The sequence below is a fragment of the Streptomyces sp. NPDC057474 genome (assembly GCF_042802555.1).
GTDB lineage: Bacteria > Actinomycetota > Actinomycetes > Streptomycetales > Streptomycetaceae > Streptomyces.
In genome coordinates this window covers 21,551-42,020 of sequence record NZ_JBHVDX010000072.1, presented here as the reverse complement: position 1 = coordinate 42,020, position 20,470 = coordinate 21,551, and the positions used below count along the sequence as shown (strand labels likewise).

Below are 20,470 nucleotides of genomic sequence, written 5' to 3'. Positions count from 1 at the left end.
GGCGACGACCGCACAGCCACACTCGTCATGGCTAGATGGGGTGCGGCTCCAGGTCGAGACAGCTGAGTCTCCATTCCTTCAGGCTGTACGTCCGGGGATGATCCTCGCCGATGCGCTTGATCAGCGCGGCCACCGTGGCGTGGTGCTTGGTGTGGGCCTCGTCGGACCGGCCCAGATGACTCAGGATGACAGCGAGGTTGCCCGCACAGGTCAGAGTCGACGGGTGCAGGGGATCGAGAACCTCCTTGAGCGCCTGGTACGCGGCATGGCTGGTCATACGGGCGTCAGCCCACCTGCCGAGCGCTGCCTCCGCGACGGCCAGGTTCGCGCGGCAGATCAGCGTATAGGGATGGTGCTCGCCATTGAGTCTGGAGAAGCTTTCCTGCGCCCGGCGCAACAACTCCTCTGCCTCGACGGCCGCTTCCAGGCGAATGGACCCCACGTCATGGAGCAGCATGACCGCGTAGTTGACGGAGCAGGCCACCGTATGGGAGTGGCTCTCCCCCAGGCTGTCTCTCAGGCCTGCCTGAACCGTGCCGATCAGCTCCAGGCCCTCGCCGACGCGGCCCTGGGCAGCCATGTCACCGGCCAGGCTCATCTGCAGCAGCAGCTGTTCCGAGGACGACTGCTGCTCGTCGTCGGGGGTGCTTCTCATCACATGCCGCACGAGCTCCTCGGCCTCCGCCGCCCGTCCCGCCCTGCGCAGGGAACCAGCCAGGCCCTTGGCCGTGTTCAGCACGGTCGGCGACCCCTGGGTAAGCCGAGGATTGCGCAGACAGCGCTCGTAGGCGAGCCGCAACAGGGTGACGGACTCCTCGTATTCTCCGCAGTCACGCAGGTCACGGCCCAGGTTCACCGATGACTCGATGGTCAGAGGGTGGTCGTGGAGCTGGATCGACTCACGGAGTTCCAGCGTCCTGCGGTCGTAGGCGCGGGCCCTGGAGTAGTCACCGGAGAGCCTCAGGGCGACAGCGAGGTTGTTGGCCGCACTGAGAGTGCGCGCGTGGTCCTCTCCGTAGTTCTGTTCGTACCTCCCATACGTCTCCTCGTCGTACCGTAGAGCCTCCTTCAGCCGGCCCAGCCCTCGCAGGTCGGCCGCGATGCTACTGGTGGTCATGAGGATGTGCTGGTCGTTCTCGTCACCGAACACAGCGCGCTGTCGGTCCAGGACGTCCTGGTCCACGGCGAGGGACTCCTCGTATCTTCCCTGGGCGCGCAGAATGTTGGCGATCTGGAAGCGCATGTGCAGCGTCCAGCGTTCGTCCGGCGACCCCTCCACCGACCACGCGGTCACTCGCTTGTGGCTGTAGTCCATCGCCTGGCTCAGCTCGCCCCGGCGGCGCAGCTGGCGGACCCGGTCCACGAAGAGTTCCTTGATGCCTTCGTCGGGCGCGACCTCGGCCCAGGCCGTACCGAGATGCGGCCAGATGATGCGGTACTTCTCCCAGGTGTTGGGGTTCTCCGGGTCATCCCCGCTCGGTCTCGCGGCGATCAGCGAGCGATAGACGACCCCCCGGGCCGCCTCGCGCTCCGCCTCGGTCATGTCCTCCCGCATGGCGCTCTGCATCATCCGGTGCACCGTCACGGTACGTGCCCTGCGGTCCACCGTGACCAGCGAGAACTTGCTCAGCTCCTTGTAGGCACGTGAGACGGTGAGAACCCCGCCCAGCGCCTGGGAGATCTCGAAGCCCTCCAGCAGGTCCATGGAGATCGGCTCGGGACTGTAGTAGGAGCAGATCTGCAGGAGCTTCACCGCCGCCGGGAAACTGTTCCTCAGCTGCCGGAGACCGAACTCCCAGGTGTTGGTGCTCGACTTGACGAGCCCGCCGACCTGGTTGTCGTCGGGGGCTCCGGTGGCTTGGGGCTGGAGTTGCTTGATGTAGCCGCGGACATCGGCTCTGGTCTGCTCGATGTACGCGGCGGCCCGCTCGATCGCGATCGGCAGGTCGCCCAGGGCTTCGGCGATCTGGTCGGCCTCTGGCCAGTCACAGTCGGGCAGTCGGCTGTGCAGGTGGGCGATGCTCTCGTTCCGCTCGAAGACGGGCACCTCGACGGTGTCCACGAATCGTCCCCAGCCCTCGGCGCGCTGGCTGGTGACCAGGACATGGCCACGTCGGCCGTCCATCATGTAGTCGGGCAGGTGGTCAGCCTCCGTGACGTTGTCCAGGATCAGCAGCCAACTGTCGTACTTGTCACTCTCGTTGAGTACCTCGTACACGTTCCTGGCTGTGTCGCTCGGATTCGTCCGAACGGGCAGACCGAGCTCCTCGGCCATGGCGGCGTACCGTTCGACGGCCAGGATCTTCTGCTCAGCCTGGATGTGCCAAACGATGTCGTAGTCGCTCTGGTAGCGGTGCGCGAACTCCTGGGCCAGCAGGGTCTTCCCCACCCCGCTCATGCCTTTGAGTACGAGAGCATGGGTCTCGTCCTTCGACAGCTTCTCCCGGATCTCCTCCAGCAGTTGCGTACGGCCGGTAAAGGACGACGTACGCAACGGAATCCCGAAAACCAGGGGTTCGGTGTTCGGGAATCGAGGCAGTTCCGGCTCGGTCCCGGTGAAGTGGCTGTGCGTCAGCGATTCGGTGCTTCGGCCGAACCAGGTCAACAGGGCGTCTCGCCCCTCTTCTCCGGTTTCGCAGCGTGTCATGTCGACGAGTTGTTCCCTGAAGGGCGCTTCCAACGACACCTGTGGGTCGATCTGCATCGCGACCAGCTGGTGCGCACGTCGGTCGCTCTCCGCGTAGACCGCTTCCCACGTGGTGCGGAAGCGGGACGACCTGCGATAGGTGTCGGAGAAGATGAACAAGGTGTGCGAAGCCGACTCGACACCACGTTCGACCTCGTCCCTGACCTGGGCCCCATCGGCCATGCCCTCCTGTGCCAGATGGACCTTGAAGCCGGCCTGTTCCAGGACGGCGCCCGCCCAGTTGGCCCAACTCCGGTCCTGGGGAACGAAGCTGACGTACACATCGGAGATGCGCGGCGGGCGATGGCGGGTGTACCGGTCGAGCGTCTTGCGGCGCAGTGGCTCGTCGATGCGTGGCATCGAGTCGACGTGACCGTCCGTGATGACCGCGGTCAGCCTCTCGTAGGCGGCGAGCAGGCTCTTCGGGTCGCCGGGCTGCTCACGGAACGGAGCCAGCGTCTCCTCGTAGGAATAGATGGGCCGGTAGGGGATCTCCACGCTGCCCCAGTAGTCGTCCGGATCCCGGTCGGTGATGTGCTTGCGCACGATCCGGTCGAAGCGGTACTGGATCTGCCCGCGTGCTGCGTCCAGCCGGTCGGCCTCGGCGTTCTCCACCCGCATGGGGACAGGAAGGATCCGAATGCCTCGGTTCTGGTACATGCCGTCGATGCGTTCGGCGACACCCGCCGCGCCCTCGATGCTCTGGCTGCTCGGGGTGAAGCAGGTGACCAGGGTGTGCGGCAGGCTGACGGTGCAGATGTCGGAGATGTCGTTGAGGCCGGTACGACTGTCGATGAGGACGTAGTCGAAGTTCTCCACGAACTCACGCTTCAGACCTTCCAGGAACCTGGTGGGCAGGTCCCCGTCCATGAAGGGCTTCCAGTCGAACTGTGAGAACGCGGAGAGGTAGCCCTTGTTCTTCGTACCGGCCGGAAGATAGTAGAGCTGACCTCCTACGGGGAAGTCCCAGTCGACCTGAATGAGGCAGCTGTTGAGGGGGATCCCGTCGGTCGACCAGATGTCGGCCCCGGCCGACGGCCCAGCACCGAATTCGGCCTGACGCTGCATTGAACGGCTGAATAGTTCGAGCACCCCTGGCTTGGTCCGCAGTTGACTCTCATGCAGGAAGGGGTGCAGGAAGCGGTCCAGACCCGGAGCGTCGAGGTCCCAGTCGACGACCAGGACGGTCTTGCCCGCGGACGCCAGAATCCAGGCCGTGTTGGCGAGCGCCATCGTCCGTCCCGTACCGCCCTTGTACGAGTAGAACGTGATAATCCTGCCCGCGTCGTCGCCGGTCATGGCCTGCCCTCCATGCGACGTCCGTCGCTCGGTGCCCCGTTGCCCCTGCCGGCGTCGGGCCGTCGTGGCAGGTCCGCACCGGATTCCGGAACATCCCGGGCGTCAGCGCCGCTCCGGGATAATTGCGAATGAATGTACCGCAAATAGCGGATCTTGGTTGCCTCAGCCAGCTCGCTGAACCAGCGGGTGAAGACATCCGCCCCGGCCAGACCGCGTACCGCTTCCTGCTCCCCCGCCCGGCCCTCGCTGAGGAAGCGGGGGAAGTGCGTCAGCAGCAGCCCGCGCAGTCGATCGGACTGCTCCTTGGTCTGCAGATCGTCCCCCGCCAGGGTACTCAGCACCCCCGTCCACGGTTGCCGGGCCCTGTCGAACTCCCGTGCCTGGCTTGCCATTTGGGGATTCTCCAAGGCCCAGGGGTCCACGACCAGAATCCAGGGAGCCGTCGGGATCTCCGCGCTCCTCAGCTCGGCCTGATGCTTGTGGAAGGGATGCACGGTGGGCTCGAAGCCGAGATTGCGGGCCAGGGCCTCCACCTGCTCGACCAGAGGTCCCACCGCCTGGCCGTAGGGCCGCCAGTCGTCGACACGTGGCCCATAGCGCGTGTTGTCACGGCCGACCGGTAACTGTTCCTCGGTCGGGGCGAGCACGGTGATGTGCAGCGGTGAGGCGAAGGGCGGGTCGGCGAAGGCATCGTCCAGCCCGGCCAGTGTGGTCGGTTCGGTCGCCCGCCCCCCGCCGGAGAACATCCGGGGCCGCCTGGGCACCGTGGCCGCCTCATCGACGATGCGCCTGGCGAGCCAGTCGGTCATCTGGGCGACCTGGGCGGAGAACTGCGCCGCCGTGTGCTCGTCCTCCTGGTCCGGCCGTTCACCCAGGTCGAGCACCTGGTCGAGCAGTCGGTGCAGCCCCATGGAGGCGTAGTTCTCGGCGGCTTCACCGAAGCCTTCCGGCATTTCGGGGTACTGCTCCTTGACCCTCTCGGGGAGCGACGTGGGCGAATACGGCGTCCACAGCACCGGGACGATACTCGGCCGAGCCCCTTGAGCGGTTCCCTGGGTGACGGCGGTCCACTGCCGCCCGCACTGCGGATTACTGAAGTACCGCTTCGAGTACAGCGGGACGAAGACCTGGCAGCCGAGGAGCGCCTTGATCGACTTCTCCCCCGGTGCCCCGGGCCGCTCGACGAAACCGGCCTCCTCCCGCGACACTCTCGCGTGGCGCGCCACTTTCCCGCACAGTTCGTCGAAGAACTGGAAAACCAGACGATTGGGGTCCTGCGAGATGTCCCGGTGTCGGGGAGCAGGAACCCGCGCATAGCTCAAGAAGAACATCGGCATCCCGCTACTCCCCCTCGAAGACGTTCCGGAGGTCACTGAACAGCTCCACGTCACACGGTTCAAGGCTGGTCTGCTGAGCCACTTTGACGATCATCTGGGCGAGCGCCCATACAGAGCTGCGGTACTTGGCGTGGCGGCCCGCCTGCTTCAGTCCGTAGAGGCCGGACTGCAGGTAATCCTTACCCAGATCGGAGTGGGCGTACTGCACCTTGGCCGCCACGGTCGGCAGAGTCAGATGCTGCTCTCCCACCCAGAGGACGGGGATGATCGCGTTGCCCGTGTACGGCCTGGTACGGAGCTGCTGACGCCGCGCGAAGGCGTCCCATTCCTTTCCGCACCATTCTCTCCTGAAGTACCGACTGTTGTAGATCGGTACGAAGACCCGGCAGGTGGCCAGGGCCTGTTTGAGTCTGCCCTCCCAGTCGTCGCCGGGATGCATTCTCCTGTCCAGGAACCCGGGCAATTCCTGACCGTCGTGGTCGGTCAATTGCATGATGTCGCTGCATAACTGGACATGGAACTGCTCCAGCGCCACATCCGACGCGTCTTTTTTGACCCGCACCCCCGCCAGCGGTGTCCGTGCGTAGCTCATGAAGAACACGTACGGATCGGAGGAATCCGCAGACTGAGTTGCTCGAGAAGCCACCTGAACCATGGACTCGCCTTTCCCCTCCCCCGTAGCCCACCGCGGGCCCCTCCCAGGCCCCGGACATCGCAGCTGGATCTCCTCCGGAATCCATTGGAACGCGAAAACCACTGCCGGTGCCAGGGGTTGGGCCAGTGCAAGTTGTACCGGACACCGGTGCGGGGAACGGGAGTTGGCTGACCATTACACCGCGATCGGACCGGTTTCGGCCACTCCACCCAGCGTTTCGGCCTCGCCCCGAAGCCCGCGCACGAAGCGGTGCCCCAGTGCGGTCAAGGAGCCGGTTCCGGCCACGGTGGCAAGGGCGTCCAGCACGGCCGTACGCCACTTGTCCGCCTCCACGCGGGAGCGTTCGTACAGGGCGGCGCCGACACCGGCCGCACCGCGGCGGACCCTGATCCGCCACACATCGGCGACCGCGAGATGGGCGTACGCGCCCTGGACGATGGCGTCGAGCGGCCTGGGCTCGGGCCGCCACAGCACTCGGTAGCGGCGCTCGTCGAGGCCGTCGAGCAGGTCGAACATGTCGAGCATCGCGCCCAGTTTGACGTGCTGGTACTCGTGGATGAGCAGCATGGCCAGGTCCTCGGCCGAGCGGGGCAGCGCGATGCCGACCGCCCCGAAAGCGTGCCGGGAGGTGGCGCTGACGTCGTCTCCGGACGGTGCGGGCGCGAGCGGGGTCACCGTGGTCAGGCCGGCGGCGATCCCCTGTGCGTAGTCGGGGTATTCGGTCCGGATCAGCTGCCAGGCTTCCCCGAACATCGCCTCCCACCGTCGGAATTCGGCCTCGGCCAGTCGGGGCCGGGGCTGGTAGCCATAACAGTCACGGGAGGGATCCAGGTCGTCCAGTGCCACTTCCAACCCGTCCGCGGACAGCTGCCGCAGCGGCTGCCAGATCATGCTTTCCGGCGGCTGCTCCCGGCCCAGGGTGCGCCCTTCGACAGTGATCGCGGTGTCGGCAGCCGTCACAGTGACGGTCCGGGACAGCCGATCGCGGCTGTCGGTACGCAGCAACAGCCGCCCGACGCCGGGCAGATGGATCGCCGAGCCCTCGGGCCCGTGCCGCAGTGGGACGGCCAGGGTCAGCTGCCCGCCGGTGCGCGCGACGGCCGACAGCGCGGCCTCGGCCGGGTGGCCCTCGGCCCGCCGTCGCACCGACTGGCCGCAGGCGAGGGCCCACACGCGTAGATACGGGTCGGCCAGCAGCACGTCCAGTGCGGCGGCGGGCAGGGCGAGGATCGCCTCCCAGCCGCGTGCCGAATCCGCCGAGCCGCCGATCCCCGGGCCAAGCCCGGTACCTGAACTTGGACCCAGTCCTGTACCTGGCCCCAGCCCTGTAGCTGTAGCTGTAGCTGTACCTGGCCCCAGCCCGGGGCCCTGGGTGTCCGCACGGCGGGCGGCCGCCAGCAACGCCCGTCGCTGGCTGTTCTGTGCCGCGGCCAGTGACCGGACGGCCGCCGAGCTGCCGTACCCGGCGGCCAGTTCGTCGAAGTGGGTCCAGGACAGGCCGTGCCAGCCGTGGCGGACGTCGGCGTCGTTGCGTTCCGTCGTCTGGACGTACTCGATGATCTTCAGCAGGTCCGCGCAGTAGACGGAAGGGTTGTCGAAGGCGTTGGACCTACGGTGGCGGTGTCCGTAGAGGCCGCCGCCGCAGACCGACACGACGGGGCAGGCGCGGCACTGCGCGCTCAGCCCGTCCAGTCCGGCGCGGCGGGCCTGGATGCCCCGGTGTTCGGCGGCCTCCCCCAGGCGGTGGGTAGCGATGTGCATGCCGGTCGCGGGGGCTCCCGGATAGGCCGTCTTCAACCAGTCCGCCTGCTCGATGGCGCCGTCGGTCTCCACCACGAGCAGGTCCGAACTGCCCAACCCCAGTGCCTCGGTGAGGCTGCCGCGGCCGCGGCTCAGGCGGCTGATCGACTCGAACATCCGGATCCGCATCGGCATGCCGTCCGCGGTCCACTGCTTGTGCACGGCGATCAGCCAGTCGGCGTATTCGGAGCCGCTCTCTCCGCCGGGGCGGGGCGGCGGGGACTCCCAGGTGGCGTGCGGCAGCAGGAAGTCGATGGCGGGCGGGCGGAGTTCGGCCAGCGCCCGGTACACCTCCACCGGGTCGTTCTCGACATCGATCGTGCAGAGCAGCCCGCCGAAGGCACCGCGGTACGCCGGTGCGGCCAGGAGGCGCACCGCGCGCACCACATCCCGGTAGGAGCCGGAGCCGTCCCGTCTGATCCGGTGCCGGTCGTTGGACGCCTCGTCCCCGTCGAGCGAGATGCTGGTGCCGATGGACTCGTCGACGAGCATCGCGCAGAACTCGTCGTCCAGTCGGAGTCCATTGGTCTGCATGCGCAGATCGAGTTCTGCCACGTCGCGCAGCGCCGAGCGCAGGTCGCGGGCGAAGCCGCGTAGTCGTTCCCGACCGGCGAGCAGGGGCTCGCCGCCGTGGAGCACGACATGGACGCGGGTGAGCCGGTGTGCGGCGGCATGCTCGGCGATCCGCTCGGCCGTACGACGGAACGTTTCCTCCGACATCGTCACCGGACGCCCGCGCCAGCTCTGGTCGGCGTGCTGGTAGACGTAGCAGTGGTCACAGGCCAGATCGCAACGGCTGTGCACCTTGATCACAAACTGGCGGAAGGGCCGCGCCACCGTCACCGGTACGATCCCTGGTCGTTCCGGCCAGGCCGGTCAGAGCGACGACTGGAAGGCGGCCACCGGCTCTCCGCCGTTTGCGAGCATCCTTGCCATGGTCGAATCCTGAGCGGACTCCGGCACCTCACCGAGTGAGGTGTCGTGCAAGTCCCTGACGACGCTCGTGGCGAAGGGCTGCTCGTACCTGTCCATAGGCGTCTCCTCGGGCGTACGGCTCCGGGCGGCACACCTCATGGTGACGGCCCGGTAACCGAACATCAAGGCGATCGCCAGCCAAGTGCGCGAATCGAAGAGACACCGTCAAACGGCTTGGCACAGCGCTGAAACGCGGGTTCCGGGCTCTTGAGCCGCACTGATCGGCAGCGGACTCGCCGCCTGAAGCACCGTCAGCACGAGCGGCCGCGATCGTCAGGATGCCCTTCCTGGACGCCCCTTCGGCAGAAGGGGCCGTCGTACCAGGAAAGTCGTCCTGACGACCCGGCCGTCGTCATCGGCGTGGCTGCCCGCCGGGAGCAGCCGCCACCGTTACGCAGCCCCGTCCTTCGAGGAGACCACGGGTGCGGTGAGGTCCTCCTCCTCGGGGAGTTCCTCGACGTCGACGCCGCGCACTTGGGCCAACTCGTGTTTGAGGGCGGCGAGTTCGGTGCCGCCGGCCATGTGGTTGGTGAGTTCTTCGAGGCTGACCTGGTCGCGGGCGGCGCTGAGTTCGAGGGTGCCCAGGCGCAGGACGCTGAAGTGGTCGCCGACCATGTAGGCGTGGTGAGGGTTGTGGGTGATGAAGATGACGCCGAGGCCGCGGTCGCGGGCGGCGGCGATGTACTTCAGCACCACGCCCGACTGCTTGACGCCGAGGGCGGCGGTGGGCTCGTCCAGGATCAGGACGCGGGCGCCGAAGTAGACGGCGCGGGCGATGGCGACGCACTGGCGCTGGCCGCCGGACAGGGTGCCGATGGGCTGGTCGAGGTCGTCCAGGACGATCCCCATGTTCCGCAGTTCCTCGTCGGCCGTCTTCTTCATCTTCTCGATGTCGAGGCGGCGGACGGGCCAAGGCCCCTTGGTCATCTCCGAGCCGAGGAAGAAGTTGCGCCACACCGGCATCAGGGGCACGGTCGCCAGGTCCTGGTAGACGGTGGCGATGCCCGCGTCCAGCGCCTCGCGCGGGGTGGAGAAGCGCACCGGTTTGCCGTCGATGACGAACTCGCCCTCGGTGTGCTGGTGCAGACCCGAGATGATCTTGATGAGGGTGGACTTGCCGGCGCCGTTGTCGCCCAGGACGCAGGTGACCTTGCCGGGGTGGACGGTGAGGTTCACACCGTGCAGGGCGCGGATGTTGCCGTAGGCCTTGCCCGCGTCGCGCAGTTCGACGATCGGCTTGTCCTGGCCGGGCGCCGCGTCGTGGACGACATCCTTGCCGGTGTCTTTACCGGTGTCCTTGCCGGTGTCCTTGGTGACGTCCTTCGCGGGCGCACCGTTGGCCGCGGATCCGTTGGTGTTGGTCATGGGGTGGTTCACCTCCGGGTCGCTTGGCTGCGGACCCACAAGTTGACGAGGGCGGCGATCAGGAGCATCACGCCGAGGAAGGCCTTGAACCAGTCGGGGTTCCAGTTGGCGTAGACGATGCCCTGGGAGACCATGCCGAAGATGAAGGCACCGATCACCGGGCCCACCGCCGAGCCGTAACCGCCGGTCAGCAGACAGCCGCCGATCACCGCCGCGATGATGTACAGGAACTCGTTGCCCACGCCCTCACCGGACTGGACCGTGTTGAACGAGAACAGCAGGTGCATCCCGACGAACCAGGCGCCCGCGCCGACACCCATGAACAGGGCGACCTTCGTGAAGTTCACGGGCACGCCGACGGCCCGCGCACTGTCCTTGCTGCCACCGACCGCGAAGATCCAGTTGCCGAACTTGGTACGCAGCAGCAGCCAGGTGGCGATCGCCGCGAAGGCCAGCCAGTAGAAGACCGTGACCTTGACATCGACGCCGCCGATGCCGATCTCGGAGGCGAAGACGCTCTTGGCCTGGTCGAAGCCGTCCATGTCGCTGATGGAGTCGCTGGCGACATTTTCGGTGAAGATCTTCGTCACCGCCAGGTTCGAGCCCTGCAGGATCAGGAACGACCCGAGCGTGACGAGGAAGCTGGGCAGCCCGGTCTTGATCAGCAGCCAGCCGTTGAACGCGCCCACCGCCAACGACACGATCAGCGCGACGAAGACACCGGTCCACACGTTGACCGTCAGCTGGAAGCTGATGATCGCGGCGGTCAGCGCGGAGGTGGTGACCGCGACACCGGCGGACAGGTCGAACTCCCCGCCGATCATCAGCAGGGCCACCGGGATCGCCATGATGCCCATGACGGAGGCCTGGTAGAGCACGGTCGCCAGCGAACTGGCCTCGCGGAAGGACGGGGCCACCGAGAAGAAGAAGACGTACACACCGATCGCGGCGATCAGCGCGCCGACCTCGGGGCGGGCCATCAACCGGCGCCCGAGCGAGCGCTGCACGGTGCGCCCGTCCTTCTGCGTGCCGGCCGGCGGAGCCGGCGGCGAGGAACTCGCCGCCGGTGCCGTTGCTTGGGTCATTCAGATCACCGGGTACCCTTCGCGGCGAACTTGGCGATCGTGTCGACGTTCTTCTCGTCGACGAACGCGGGGCCGGTCAGCACCGCTTCCTCGCCGCCGCCGCTGTAGTTGCCGTTGTTCTTGTAGAGCCACAGCGAGTCCACGGCCAGGTAGCCCTGCAGGTACGGCTGCTGATCCACCGCGAACGCGATGTCACCGCTCTTGATCGAGTCCGTCAGCTCCTTGTTCAGGTCGAAGGTGGCGACCTTCGCCTTGCTGCCCGCGTCCGCGACCGACTGGACCGCGGTCAGGGCGTAGGGGGCACCGAGGGCGACCACGTAGTCGATGGCGGTGTCCTGCTTGAGCTTGGCGGTGATGGTCGACTTCACGGACGGCATGTCGGTGCCCGTGACGTTGAGGATCTCGGTATCGCCCTCGAAGGTCTTCTCCACACCCGCGCAGCGCTGCTCCAGGCCGACGTTGCCCTGCTCCTGCACGACACAGACGGCCTTCTTGGCGCCGACGTCGTTCAGCCGCTTGCCGAACGCCTCGCCCGCCACGCTCTCGTCCTGCCCGAAGAAGGACATCAGACCGAGGTTCTGCCAGTCGCTCAGACCGGAGTTCAGGCCGACCACGGGGATACCCGCCTTCGTCGCCTTGGCCACGACGTCCTTCATCGCGTCGGGCTTGGCGAGGGTGATGGCGATGCCGTCGACCTTCTGGTCGATCGCGTTCTGCACCAGGTTGGCCTGGTTGCCGGCGTTCGGGTCCGCCGAGTAGATGAGCTCGATGTTGTCCTTGTCGGCCGCCGCCTGGGCGCCCTTGCGGACGATGTCCCAGAAGGTGTCGCCGGGGGCCTGGTGGGTGACCAGCGCGACCTTCATCCGGGCGGTGTCGGCCTTGCCCGCGGAGGCGTCTGCCCCGCCTTCCTCGGACTCCTTGCCGCCGGAACCACTGGAGCAGCCGGCTATCAGCAGCGCGGATGCCGCGGCCATGGCGAAAAAGGGGGCCACTCTGCGTGAGCGGAGGTGAAACGTGCGGTCCATCTTTCCTGCACCTCACTGTGCGACAGGGGGAAAGGGAACGGGACAGCGTCGGGCGGAGTGCCCGCGCGGGCCCGGACTTCGAAAGTCCGGATCATTGTGCCGGTAGGCCGACTGCGCTGTTTCGTTGGGACGGGATACAAACCCCTGGCGGGCCCCTCTGTCAAGACTTTGTTAAGACATCATTTCACGTGCAGGTCAGGATGTCAGTACAAAGCCTTGACAGAGGGTCGCTTCGGGTCCTACACCTGGGATACATCCGGACCCGAGTGCTCGCATCCCCGCGCGCCGCGGTCCTCCGGTGGCCCGCATCCCCCACCCGAGGAGCGACGCGCATGCCCGAGTCCGCCGAATCCTTCGATCTGATCACCATGGGCCGTATCGGAATCGATCTCTATCCGTTGCAGATCGGCGTCCCACTGGCACGCGTCGAGTCCTTCGGAAGGTTCCTCGGCGGATCGGCCGCCAACGTCGCGGTGGCCGCCGCGCGGCTGGGCAACACCACCGCCGTGATCACCCGGACCGGCGACGACCCCTTCGGCACGTTTCTGCGCGAGGCGCTCAAGGAGTTCGGTGTCGACGACCGGTTCGTCACGCCCGTGGCGGAGTACCCGACCCCGGTCACGTTCTGCGAGATCTTCCCGCCGGACGACTTCCCGCTCTACTTCTACCGCCGCCCCAAGGCCCCCGACCTGGAGATCCGCACCGACGAACTGGACTGCTTCGCCATCCGCGCGGCCCGCATCTTCTGGATCACCGGCACCGGTCTGAGCGAGGAGCCCAGCCGCTCGGCCACGCTCGCCGCGCTCAAGGCCCGTGGCAGGTCCGGCATCACCGTCTTCGACCTCGACTGGCGGCCGATGTTCTGGGGCGACCCCGAGACCGCCCGCCCGTACTACGCCGAGGCCCTGCGGCACGCCACCGTGGCCGTCGGGAACCTCGACGAGTGCGAGGTCGCCACGGGGGTCCGCGAACCGCGGGCATGTGCGGAGGCGCTGCTGGAGGCCGGTGCGGAGCTGGCCGTCGTCAAGCAGGGCCCCAAGGGCGTCCTCGCCGTCCACCGCGACGGCACGGTCGCCGAGGTGCCGCCGGTGCCGGTGGAGGTCGTCAACGGGCTCGGCGCGGGCGACGCGTTCGGCGGCTCCCTCTGCCACGGGCTGCTGCGCGGCTGGGACCTGGAGCAGATCATGCGCCACGCCAACGCGGCGGGTGCGATCGTCGCGTCCCGGCTGGCTTGTTCCGCGGCGATGCCTACCGAAGGGGAAGTCGAGGAGCTGCTGACGGGTGGGTGACCATGCGGTTCGCCCTCGTCTGCGGGTGAGTGGGGGAACCGCGGGAACAAACACCTGGCTCGAGCTGCCCGTCACCGACGATCCCGACGCCATGGCCGAGGTCCTGGAGACCTCCACCCTGCCGACCGTGCTTCTCGGCGGCGAAGTGGGCAAGGATCGGGAGGGCGCCCACGAGAAGTGGCGCAAGGCCCTCACGAACCCCGCCGCCCACCAAACCCCCGTCCCACGCAAGCCCCGCCGCACCCGAAACCCCGTCCCACACAAGACCCGCCCCCACAACACAACCCTTCGCCCCTGTGAGGTCCCGATGTCCCAGCCCACCCGCCGTCTGACCGTCGCCCAGGCGCTGGTGCGGTTCCTGTCCGCGCAGTACACCGAGCGCGACGGTGTACGCCGCCGGCTGATCGCCGGGACCTGGGGCATCTTCGGCCACGGCAATGTCGCGGGACTGGGCCAGGCCCTCCTGGAGGCCGGTGAGGAGACGATGCCGTTCCACCAGGGCCGCAACGAGCAGTCCATGGTGCACGCCGCCGTCGGCTACGCCCGCCAGCTGAACCGCCTCTCCGCACAGGCGGTCACCACCTCCATCGGCCCCGGCGCCACCAACCTGGTCACCGGCGCCGCCCTGGCCACCATCAACCGCCTGCCCGTGCTCCTCCTCCCCGGCGACTACTTCGCGACCCGCACCGCCGACCCGCTGCTCCAGCAGCTGGAGCACCCCACCGAGGCCGATGTCTCGGTCAACGACACCCTGCGCCCGGTCTCCCGCCACTTCGACCGCGTCACCCGCCCCGAGGCCCTGATCCCGGCCGCCCTGAACGCCATGCGCGTCCTCGCCGACCCCGCCGACACCGGGGCCGTCACCCTCGCCCTGCCGCAGGACGTCCAGGCGGAGGCGTACGACTGGCCGGAGGAGTTCTTCGCCGAGCGCGTCTGGCGCGTACGGCGTCCCGCGCCCGACCCGGTCGAGCTGGCGGAGGCGGTCCGGGCGATCCGCGCCGCCCGGCGTCCCCTCATCGTCGCGGGCGGCGGCATCCACCACAGCGAGGCCGAAGACGCCCTCAAGGCGCTGGTCGACGCCACGGGCATCCCCGTCGCGTCCACCCAGGCGGGCAAGGGGTCCCTGCGGTACGACCACCCGGCCGACCTCGGCGGCATCGGCCACACCGGCACCGCGGTCTGCGACGACATCGCCCGCACCGCCGACCTGATCGTCGGCGTCGGCACCCGCTACACCGATTTCACCACCGCCTCCAACACCCTCTTCCAGAGCCCGGACGTCCGTTTCGTCAACCTCAACATCGCCGCCTTCGACGCCCACAAGCTGGGCGCCCGGACGGTGGTCTGCGACGCGGAGGCCGGTCTCGCGGCGCTCACCGGGGCGCTGGACGGCCACCGGGTGAGCGAGGCGTACGAGGCCGAGTACCGGGCCGGCAAGGAGCGCTGGGAACAGATCGTCGAGGCCGCCTACACCCCGGCCGACGAGCACGCCGTACCGACCCAGACCCAGGTGCTCGGCGCCCTGGACGCGGTCGTCGGCGACGAGGACGTCGTCATCAACGCGGCCGGCTCGCTCCCCGGCGACCTGCACAAGCTGTGGCGCGCCCGCAGCCCCCGCCAGTACCACCTCGAATACGGCTACTCCTGTATGGGCTACGAGATCCCGGCCGGAATCGGTGTCCAGCAGGCGGCCCCCGGCACGGCCGTCTGGTCGCTGGTCGGGGACGGCACGTATCTGATGATGCCGACGGAGATCGTGACGGCCGTCCAGGAGGGCCTGCCCGTCAACCTGGTCCTCATCCAGAACCACGGATACGCCTCCATCGGCGGCCTCTCCGAGTCGGTGGGCGGCGAGCGCTTCGGCACCGCCTACCGCTACCGCGCCGCCGACGGCACCTTCTCCGGCGCCCCGCTCCCGGTGGACCTGGCGGCCAACGCGGCCAGCCTGGGCATGGACGTCATCCGCGCCAAGACCGTGAAGGAGCTGCGTGACGCGCTGGCGACGGCCCGCGCCTCGGACCGGCCCACCTGCGTGTACGTCGAGACCGACCCGGCGCCCACCGCTCCCCCGGCGGAGGCCTGGTGGGACGTCCCGGTCGCGGAGACCGCCTCCCGCCCGGCGGCCGTCGAGGCGCGCGTGACGTACGACCGCGAGGTGGCCAACCAGCGCCGCCACCTCTGACGACAGTCGCCGACGGTCACTCCGAGGGGCCCTCTGACCGGCCTCTCCATGGCCCCCCAGGTGGCACTCCGGTGAACCCTCTCCGGCCACACCTCCCGGTCATGTAAGGACAATGCGATGACAGGGGTTCCTGTCATCCGGACGGACGGATACCCTCATGGGCGTGACCAGCGCGACTACGGGGAGTACAGGGAGTCTCGGCCTCAGCGTCGACCGGAGCAGCCCGGTGCCGCTGTACTACCAGCTGGCCCGGCAGCTGGAGTCGGCGATCGAGCACGGTGCGCTCGGCCCGGGCAGCCTGCTGGGCAACGAGATCGAGCTCGCGGGCCGTCTCGGTCTGTCCCGGCCGACCGTACGGCAGGCCATCCAGTCGCTCGTCGACAAGGGCCTGCTCGTACGCCGTCGGGGCGTCGGCACGCAGGTGGTGCACAGCCAGGTCAAACGGCCGCTGGAGCTGAGCAGCCTGTACGACGACCTGGAGGCGGCCGGTCAGCAGCCCGCGACCAAGGTGCTGCTGAGCGAGATCCGGCCGGCCTCCGCCGAGGTCGCGGCCGCCCTGGGCATCGCCGAGGGCGCCGAGGTGCACCTCTTCGAGCGACTGCGCCTCACCCACGGCCAGCCGGTGGCGTTCCTGTCCAACTTCGTCCCGGCCGGGCTGCTGGCCCTCGACACCGAGCATCTGGAGTCGACCGGCCTGTACCGGTTGATGCGCAACGCCGGCATCACCCTGCACAGCGCCCACCAGAGCGTCGGCGCCCGCATCGCCACCCCCGAGGAGGCCGACCGCCTCGGCGACCCGGAGGGCGCCGCACTCCTCACCATGCAGCGCACGGCGTACGACGACACCGGCCGCGCGGTCGAGTACGGCACCCACATCTACCGGGCCTCGCGCTACTCCTTCGACTTCCAGCTGCTCGTCCGCAACTGAGGTTCGGGCAGAGGCAGTTCAGGGGACGGGAACGGTTCAAGGGCTCAGAGATCCACCCATGCCCCGGTCTCGGCGGAGCGGCTCATGGCGTCCAGCGCGGTGGCGCTGTGCACGGCGTCCGCCAAGGTGGCGCCGTGCGGGGTGCCCTCGGCGATCGAGCGCAGGAAGTTGTACGCCTCCACGACCTTGAGGTCGTCGTAGCCCATGGCGTTGGCGGAGCCCGGCTGGAAGGCGCCGAACGCGCCGTGGTCGGGGCCGACGAAGATGGTGTGGACGGACTGGTCCTGGTAGACGTCACCCTTGCTGAGGCCCAGTTCACCCATGCGGCGGAAATCCCAGAAGACGGCGCCCTTGGTGCCGTGGATCTCGAAGCCGTAGTTGTTCTGCTCGCCGACGGAGACCCGGCAGGCCTCCAGGACACCCCGGGCGCCGGACGCGAAGCGGAGCAGGCAGTTGACGTAGTCCTCGTTCTCGACGGGGCCCAGTTCGCCGCCCGAGGCGCGGGTGTGGCCGGCGGTGGCGCCGGTGGGCCGGGACCGCTCGGGGACGAAGATCGCGGTGTCGGCGGTGAGGGAGGCGATGTCACCGAGCAGGAAACGGGCCAGGTCCACGCCGTGCGAGGCGAGGTCGCCGAGGACGCCGCTGCCGCCGCGCTCCCGCTCGTACCGCCAGGTCAGCGCGCCCTCCGGGTGGGCGGCGTAGTCGCTGAAGAGACGGATGCGGACGTGCGTGACCGTGCCGATCTCACCGGCGGTGATCAGCTCGCGGGCGGCGGAGACCGCGGGCGCGTTGCGGTAGTTGAAGCCGACGGTGCCCTGGACGCCGGCCTTCGTGACCGCGTCGGCGACGGCGCGGGCGTCGGTGGCGGTCAGCCCGACCGGCTTCTCGATCCAGATGTGCTTGCCCGCCTCGGCCATGGCGACGCCGATCTCCCGGTGCAGGAAGTTCGGCGCGGTGATGCTGACCGCCTGGATCCGTGGATCAGCGGCCACCTCGCGCCAGTTGCGGGCGGTCGTGGCGAACCCGAACTGCCGGGCCGCCTCCTCGGCGCGGCCGGGCACCTCCTCGACGACGGTGACCAGCTCGGGCCGCAGGCTCAGCTGCGGGAAGTGGTGCGGCACCCGGGCGTACGCCTGGGTGTGCACCCGTCCCATCCAGCCGAACCCCACGACGGCGACACCGAGCGCACTCACCATGACTGCCCTTCTTCGGACCCGCACTGGAATCCCGGACCTCGTTTTGGACCGTTCCAGAGCCTACGCCGCCCACTGTGCGAGGCCGTCTTCGCAGCTGTCAACCCCTTTGACAACGACGCTCCGGCTATGGAACGGTCCACGCCATGAGACCCCCGACGATCCGCGATGTCGCCGAGCGGGCCGGCGTGTCGAAGTCACTGGTCTCCCTGGTGCTGCGCGGCTCCGACCAGGTGCGCCCCGAGAAGCGCGATGCCGTGCTGACGGCCGTGGACCAGCTGGGCTACCGGCCGAACGCCGCCGCGCGCAGCCTGAGCGAGCGCCGCACCCGCACGGTCGGCGTCCTCCTCAACGACATGCGCAATCCCTGGTTCGTCGAGCTGCTGGACGGCCTCAACGCCCGCCTGCACGACAACGGTCTGCGCATGCTGCTGGCCGACGGCCATCTCAACCGGCGGCTCGGCGAGGACCTCACCCGCACCTTCACCGAGCTGCGGGTCGACGGGCTGATCGCGGTCGGCACCCTGCCGCCGTCCGAGGCCCTGCGCACGGCGGCCGGTCTCATCCCGACCGTGGTCGCGGGCGCCCGCGAGCCCACGCTCCCGCATGTGGATGTCGTCGCGGGCGACGACCAGCACGGCGCCCGCCTCGCCACCGAGCACCTCATCGGCCTCGGCCACCGGCGTATCGCCCACATCGCGGGGGACGGCGTGGTCGGGGCGCTGCGCCGCCGCAGCTTCGAGACGGTGATGCGCGAGCACGGGCTGAGCGACACGGCGGCCGTCGAGCGGGGCGACCTGACGGAGGAGGGCGGCTACCGCGCCACGGTCCGACTGCTCGGCATCCCCGAACGCCCCACCGCCATCGTGGCGTTCAACGACATGGCCTGCGTGGGCGCCCTCTCCGCCGCCGAGGAACTGGGCCTGAAGGTGCCGCGCGACCTCTCCCTCGTCGGCTACGACAACACCTACGTCTCACGCCTGCGCCACCTCTGGCTCACCACCGTGGACAACGCAAGCCACGACGTCGGCCGCGCCGCCGCCCAGTGCCTCCTCGACCGCATCGCCGACCCGACCCGCCCCGGCAAGGTCGTCCTGACCACCCCGGCCCTGGAGGTCCGTGGCACGACCGGCCCGCCGGCCGACCACTGAGGCGGCCGCCGCGAGCCGCCGCCCCGCCCCCAGGGGTGGTGAGCCGGTCAGTTCGGCGGCAGCAGGCAGTGGTCGTCCGGCGCGACGGTCTGCCAGATGCGTCGCCCGATGTCCCGCAACTGCCGCTGCTGGGTCTTGGTGAGAGCGTCGAACACATAACGTCGTACGGCGTCGGCGTGGCCCGGCGCGCTCTCGACGACCTTGGCGTATCCGGCGTCCGTGAGGACGGCCAGCGTGTAGCGCCCGTCGGTGGGGTCCGGCTCCCGGCGCACCCACTCACTCTTCTCCAGCCGCTTCACGAGATGGGACAGCCGGGACAGCGACGAACCGGCGTACCCGGCCAGGTCGCTCATCCGCAGGGTGTGTTCCTCCGTCTGGGACAGCATCGCCATCACCAGGTACTCCACGTGGCTGACGCCCGAGTCCCGCTGCAGCTGCGCGTCCAGCGCGCTCGGCAGTCTGACCATCACGCCCGCCAGCGCGTGCCAGGTCTCCATCTCCTCATCGGTCAGCCAACGCGACTGGTGCGGTGTCTCCATGGCGCCCACTCTACGTGCCGCTTCAAGTGATCAAGCGCCGGATTACTTGACTCTTCAACTCACACGACCCTACGTCGATCGCCCCGCTTCTCTTGAATACTCAATTCATAAACCGGAAGAGTCCGCCATGAACGTCACCCTCTGGATCATCGCGAGCCTGCTCGCGGCGCCTTCTTCGCCGCCGGCCTGATGAAGACCGCCCGGTCCAAGGAGAAGCCGGCCGCCTCCGGCCTCGCCCGGGGCGAGGACTTCTCTCCGCGCATGGTCAAGACCATCGGCGCTCTGGAGGCCCTGGCGGCCATTGGCCTGATCCTCCCGGCCGTCCTCGACATAGCCCCGGTGTTCGTTCCGCTCGCGGCGACCGGTCTCGTCGTCACCATGATCGGCGCGGTCGTACGTGCACGTCCGCCGCAAGGAGAACCAGGCGATCCTCCCGAGTGCGGTGCCGCTGATCCTGGCGGCCGTGGTGGCCTGGGGACGGTTCGGGCCTTACTCGTTCTGACCGGTCCGTACGCGCTCTACGAAGGACGCGCCCCCGCGGCGAGCAGCAGGGCCGTCGTCTCGGGGTGGGGGCCGGTGGCCGCCCAGTCGAGTGGGGAGCCCCCCGTGCCGTGGTCCTCGCGGAGGTTCGGGTCGGCGCCGTGGGCCAGGAGCGCGCGCACCGCTTCGGTGTGCCCCCAGCACGCGGCACCGCACAGCGGTGTGCCTTCCGCGCCGCGCCCGCTCTCGATGTCGGGCGAGGCCCCGGCCGCCAGCAGCCGGCGGACCGTGTCGGCGGCTCCGTGCACGGATGCCGCGTAGAGGGGCGTCGTCCCCTCGGCGTCGGTCGTCTCCGCGGGGGCTCCGGCGCGCAGCAGCGCGTCGACACCGGCGGTGTCACCGAACATCGCGGCCAGCACCAGCCGTTTCGACAGTTTCTTCCGCCGCCGCCTGTTCACCGTTGCGCTCACCCTCCAGAAGT

At 68.8% G+C, this 20,470-nt stretch carries 15 protein-coding genes and 1 pseudogene; 5 read left to right on the top strand and 11 right to left on the bottom strand.

Features of this window, described 5'->3' with window-relative positions; translation table 11 throughout:
- Positions 1–31 precede the first annotated feature (31 nt).
- The 8 genes from fxsT to ACFU53_RS21375 form a co-directional block, all read right to left on the bottom strand.
- Entirely contained in the window at positions 32–3,985 is a 3,954-nt protein-coding gene (fxsT, locus tag ACFU53_RS21410; RefSeq protein WP_383994563.1) for an FxSxx-COOH system tetratricopeptide repeat protein, read from the bottom strand.
- Positions 3,982–5,322 carry an FxsC protein gene (gene fsxC / locus ACFU53_RS21405; RefSeq protein WP_383994560.1) on the bottom strand — a complete coding sequence of 447 codons (1,341 nt, stop codon included), beginning with the start codon at positions 5,320–5,322 and terminating at the stop codon, positions 3,982–3,984. The genes fxsT and fsxC overlap by 4 nt, the downstream gene beginning before the upstream one ends.
- Before the next feature lie 4 nt (positions 5,323–5,326).
- Complete coding sequence (locus ACFU53_RS21400) at positions 5,327–5,914, bottom strand: TIR-like protein FxsC (protein WP_383994557.1); 588 nt, start codon at positions 5,912–5,914, stop codon at positions 5,327–5,329.
- A 237-nt stretch (positions 5,915–6,151) separates the two neighbouring features.
- Entirely contained in the window at positions 6,152–8,620 is a 2,469-nt protein-coding gene (locus ACFU53_RS21395) for an FxsB family cyclophane-forming radical SAM/SPASM peptide maturase (protein WP_383994554.1), read from the bottom strand.
- Positions 8,621–8,653: 33 nt separating this feature from the next.
- Entirely contained in the window at positions 8,654–8,809 is a 156-nt protein-coding gene (gene fxsA / locus ACFU53_RS21390) for an FxSxx-COOH cyclophane-containing RiPP peptide (RefSeq protein WP_383994551.1), read from the bottom strand.
- A gap of 333 nt (positions 8,810–9,142) precedes the next feature.
- Positions 9,143–10,117 (bottom strand): ATP-binding cassette domain-containing protein, encoded by a 975-nt coding sequence (locus ACFU53_RS21385; RefSeq protein WP_383994548.1) that lies wholly within the window; start codon positions 10,115–10,117, stop codon positions 9,143–9,145.
- An 8-nt stretch (positions 10,118–10,125) separates the two neighbouring features.
- Entirely contained in the window at positions 10,126–11,202 is a 1,077-nt protein-coding gene (locus ACFU53_RS21380) for an ABC transporter permease (protein WP_383994545.1), read from the bottom strand.
- A gap of 5 nt (positions 11,203–11,207) precedes the next feature.
- On the bottom strand, positions 11,208–12,227 hold the full coding sequence (locus ACFU53_RS21375; RefSeq protein WP_383994542.1) for a sugar ABC transporter substrate-binding protein: 1,020 nt from the start codon (positions 12,225–12,227) through the stop codon (positions 11,208–11,210).
- Between the two features lie 332 nt (positions 12,228–12,559).
- Here ACFU53_RS21375 and iolC point away from each other — a divergent pair, with 332 nt between their 5' ends.
- From iolC to ACFU53_RS21360, 3 genes are all read left to right on the top strand, one after another.
- A complete protein-coding gene (gene iolC, locus ACFU53_RS21370) occupies positions 12,560–13,516 on the top strand; it encodes a 5-dehydro-2-deoxygluconokinase (RefSeq protein WP_383994539.1) in 957 nt (318 codons plus the stop codon).
- Positions 13,517–13,541: 25 nt separating this feature from the next.
- Positions 13,542–15,698 (top strand): 3D-(3,5/4)-trihydroxycyclohexane-1,2-dione acylhydrolase (decyclizing), encoded by a 2,157-nt coding sequence (gene iolD, locus ACFU53_RS21365; RefSeq protein WP_383994536.1) that lies wholly within the window; start codon positions 13,542–13,544, stop codon positions 15,696–15,698.
- 157 nt (positions 15,699–15,855) lie between these two features.
- Complete coding sequence (locus tag ACFU53_RS21360) at positions 15,856–16,626, top strand: GntR family transcriptional regulator (RefSeq protein WP_383994534.1); 771 nt, start codon at positions 15,856–15,858, stop codon at positions 16,624–16,626.
- A 44-nt stretch (positions 16,627–16,670) separates the two neighbouring features.
- On the opposite strand, the gene ACFU53_RS21355 is transcribed toward ACFU53_RS21360, so the two are convergent.
- A complete protein-coding gene (locus ACFU53_RS21355) occupies positions 16,671–17,822 on the bottom strand; it encodes a Gfo/Idh/MocA family protein (protein ID WP_383994531.1) in 1,152 nt (383 codons plus the stop codon).
- A 143-nt stretch (positions 17,823–17,965) separates the two neighbouring features.
- Between ACFU53_RS21355 and ACFU53_RS21350 the strand changes: the two genes are divergently transcribed.
- Positions 17,966–18,970 (top strand): LacI family DNA-binding transcriptional regulator, encoded by a 1,005-nt coding sequence (locus ACFU53_RS21350; protein WP_383994528.1) that lies wholly within the window; start codon positions 17,966–17,968, stop codon positions 18,968–18,970.
- 47 nt (positions 18,971–19,017) lie between these two features.
- Here ACFU53_RS21350 and ACFU53_RS21345 read toward each other — a convergent pair whose 3' ends face one another.
- A complete protein-coding gene (locus tag ACFU53_RS21345) occupies positions 19,018–19,509 on the bottom strand; it encodes a MarR family winged helix-turn-helix transcriptional regulator (RefSeq protein ID WP_383994525.1) in 492 nt (163 codons plus the stop codon).
- Positions 19,510–19,698: 189 nt separating this feature from the next.
- Here ACFU53_RS21345 and ACFU53_RS21340 point away from each other — a divergent pair.
- A pseudogene (locus tag ACFU53_RS21340) lies at positions 19,699–19,845 on the top strand (DoxX family protein); the annotation flags it as partial.
- A 182-nt stretch (positions 19,846–20,027) separates the two neighbouring features.
- Here the strand turns inward: ACFU53_RS21340 and ACFU53_RS21335 are convergent.
- Positions 20,028–20,447, bottom strand: coding sequence for an ankyrin repeat domain-containing protein (locus tag ACFU53_RS21335; protein ID WP_383994522.1), 420 nt, complete (start codon positions 20,445–20,447; stop codon positions 20,028–20,030).
- Positions 20,448–20,470 lie beyond the last annotated feature (23 nt).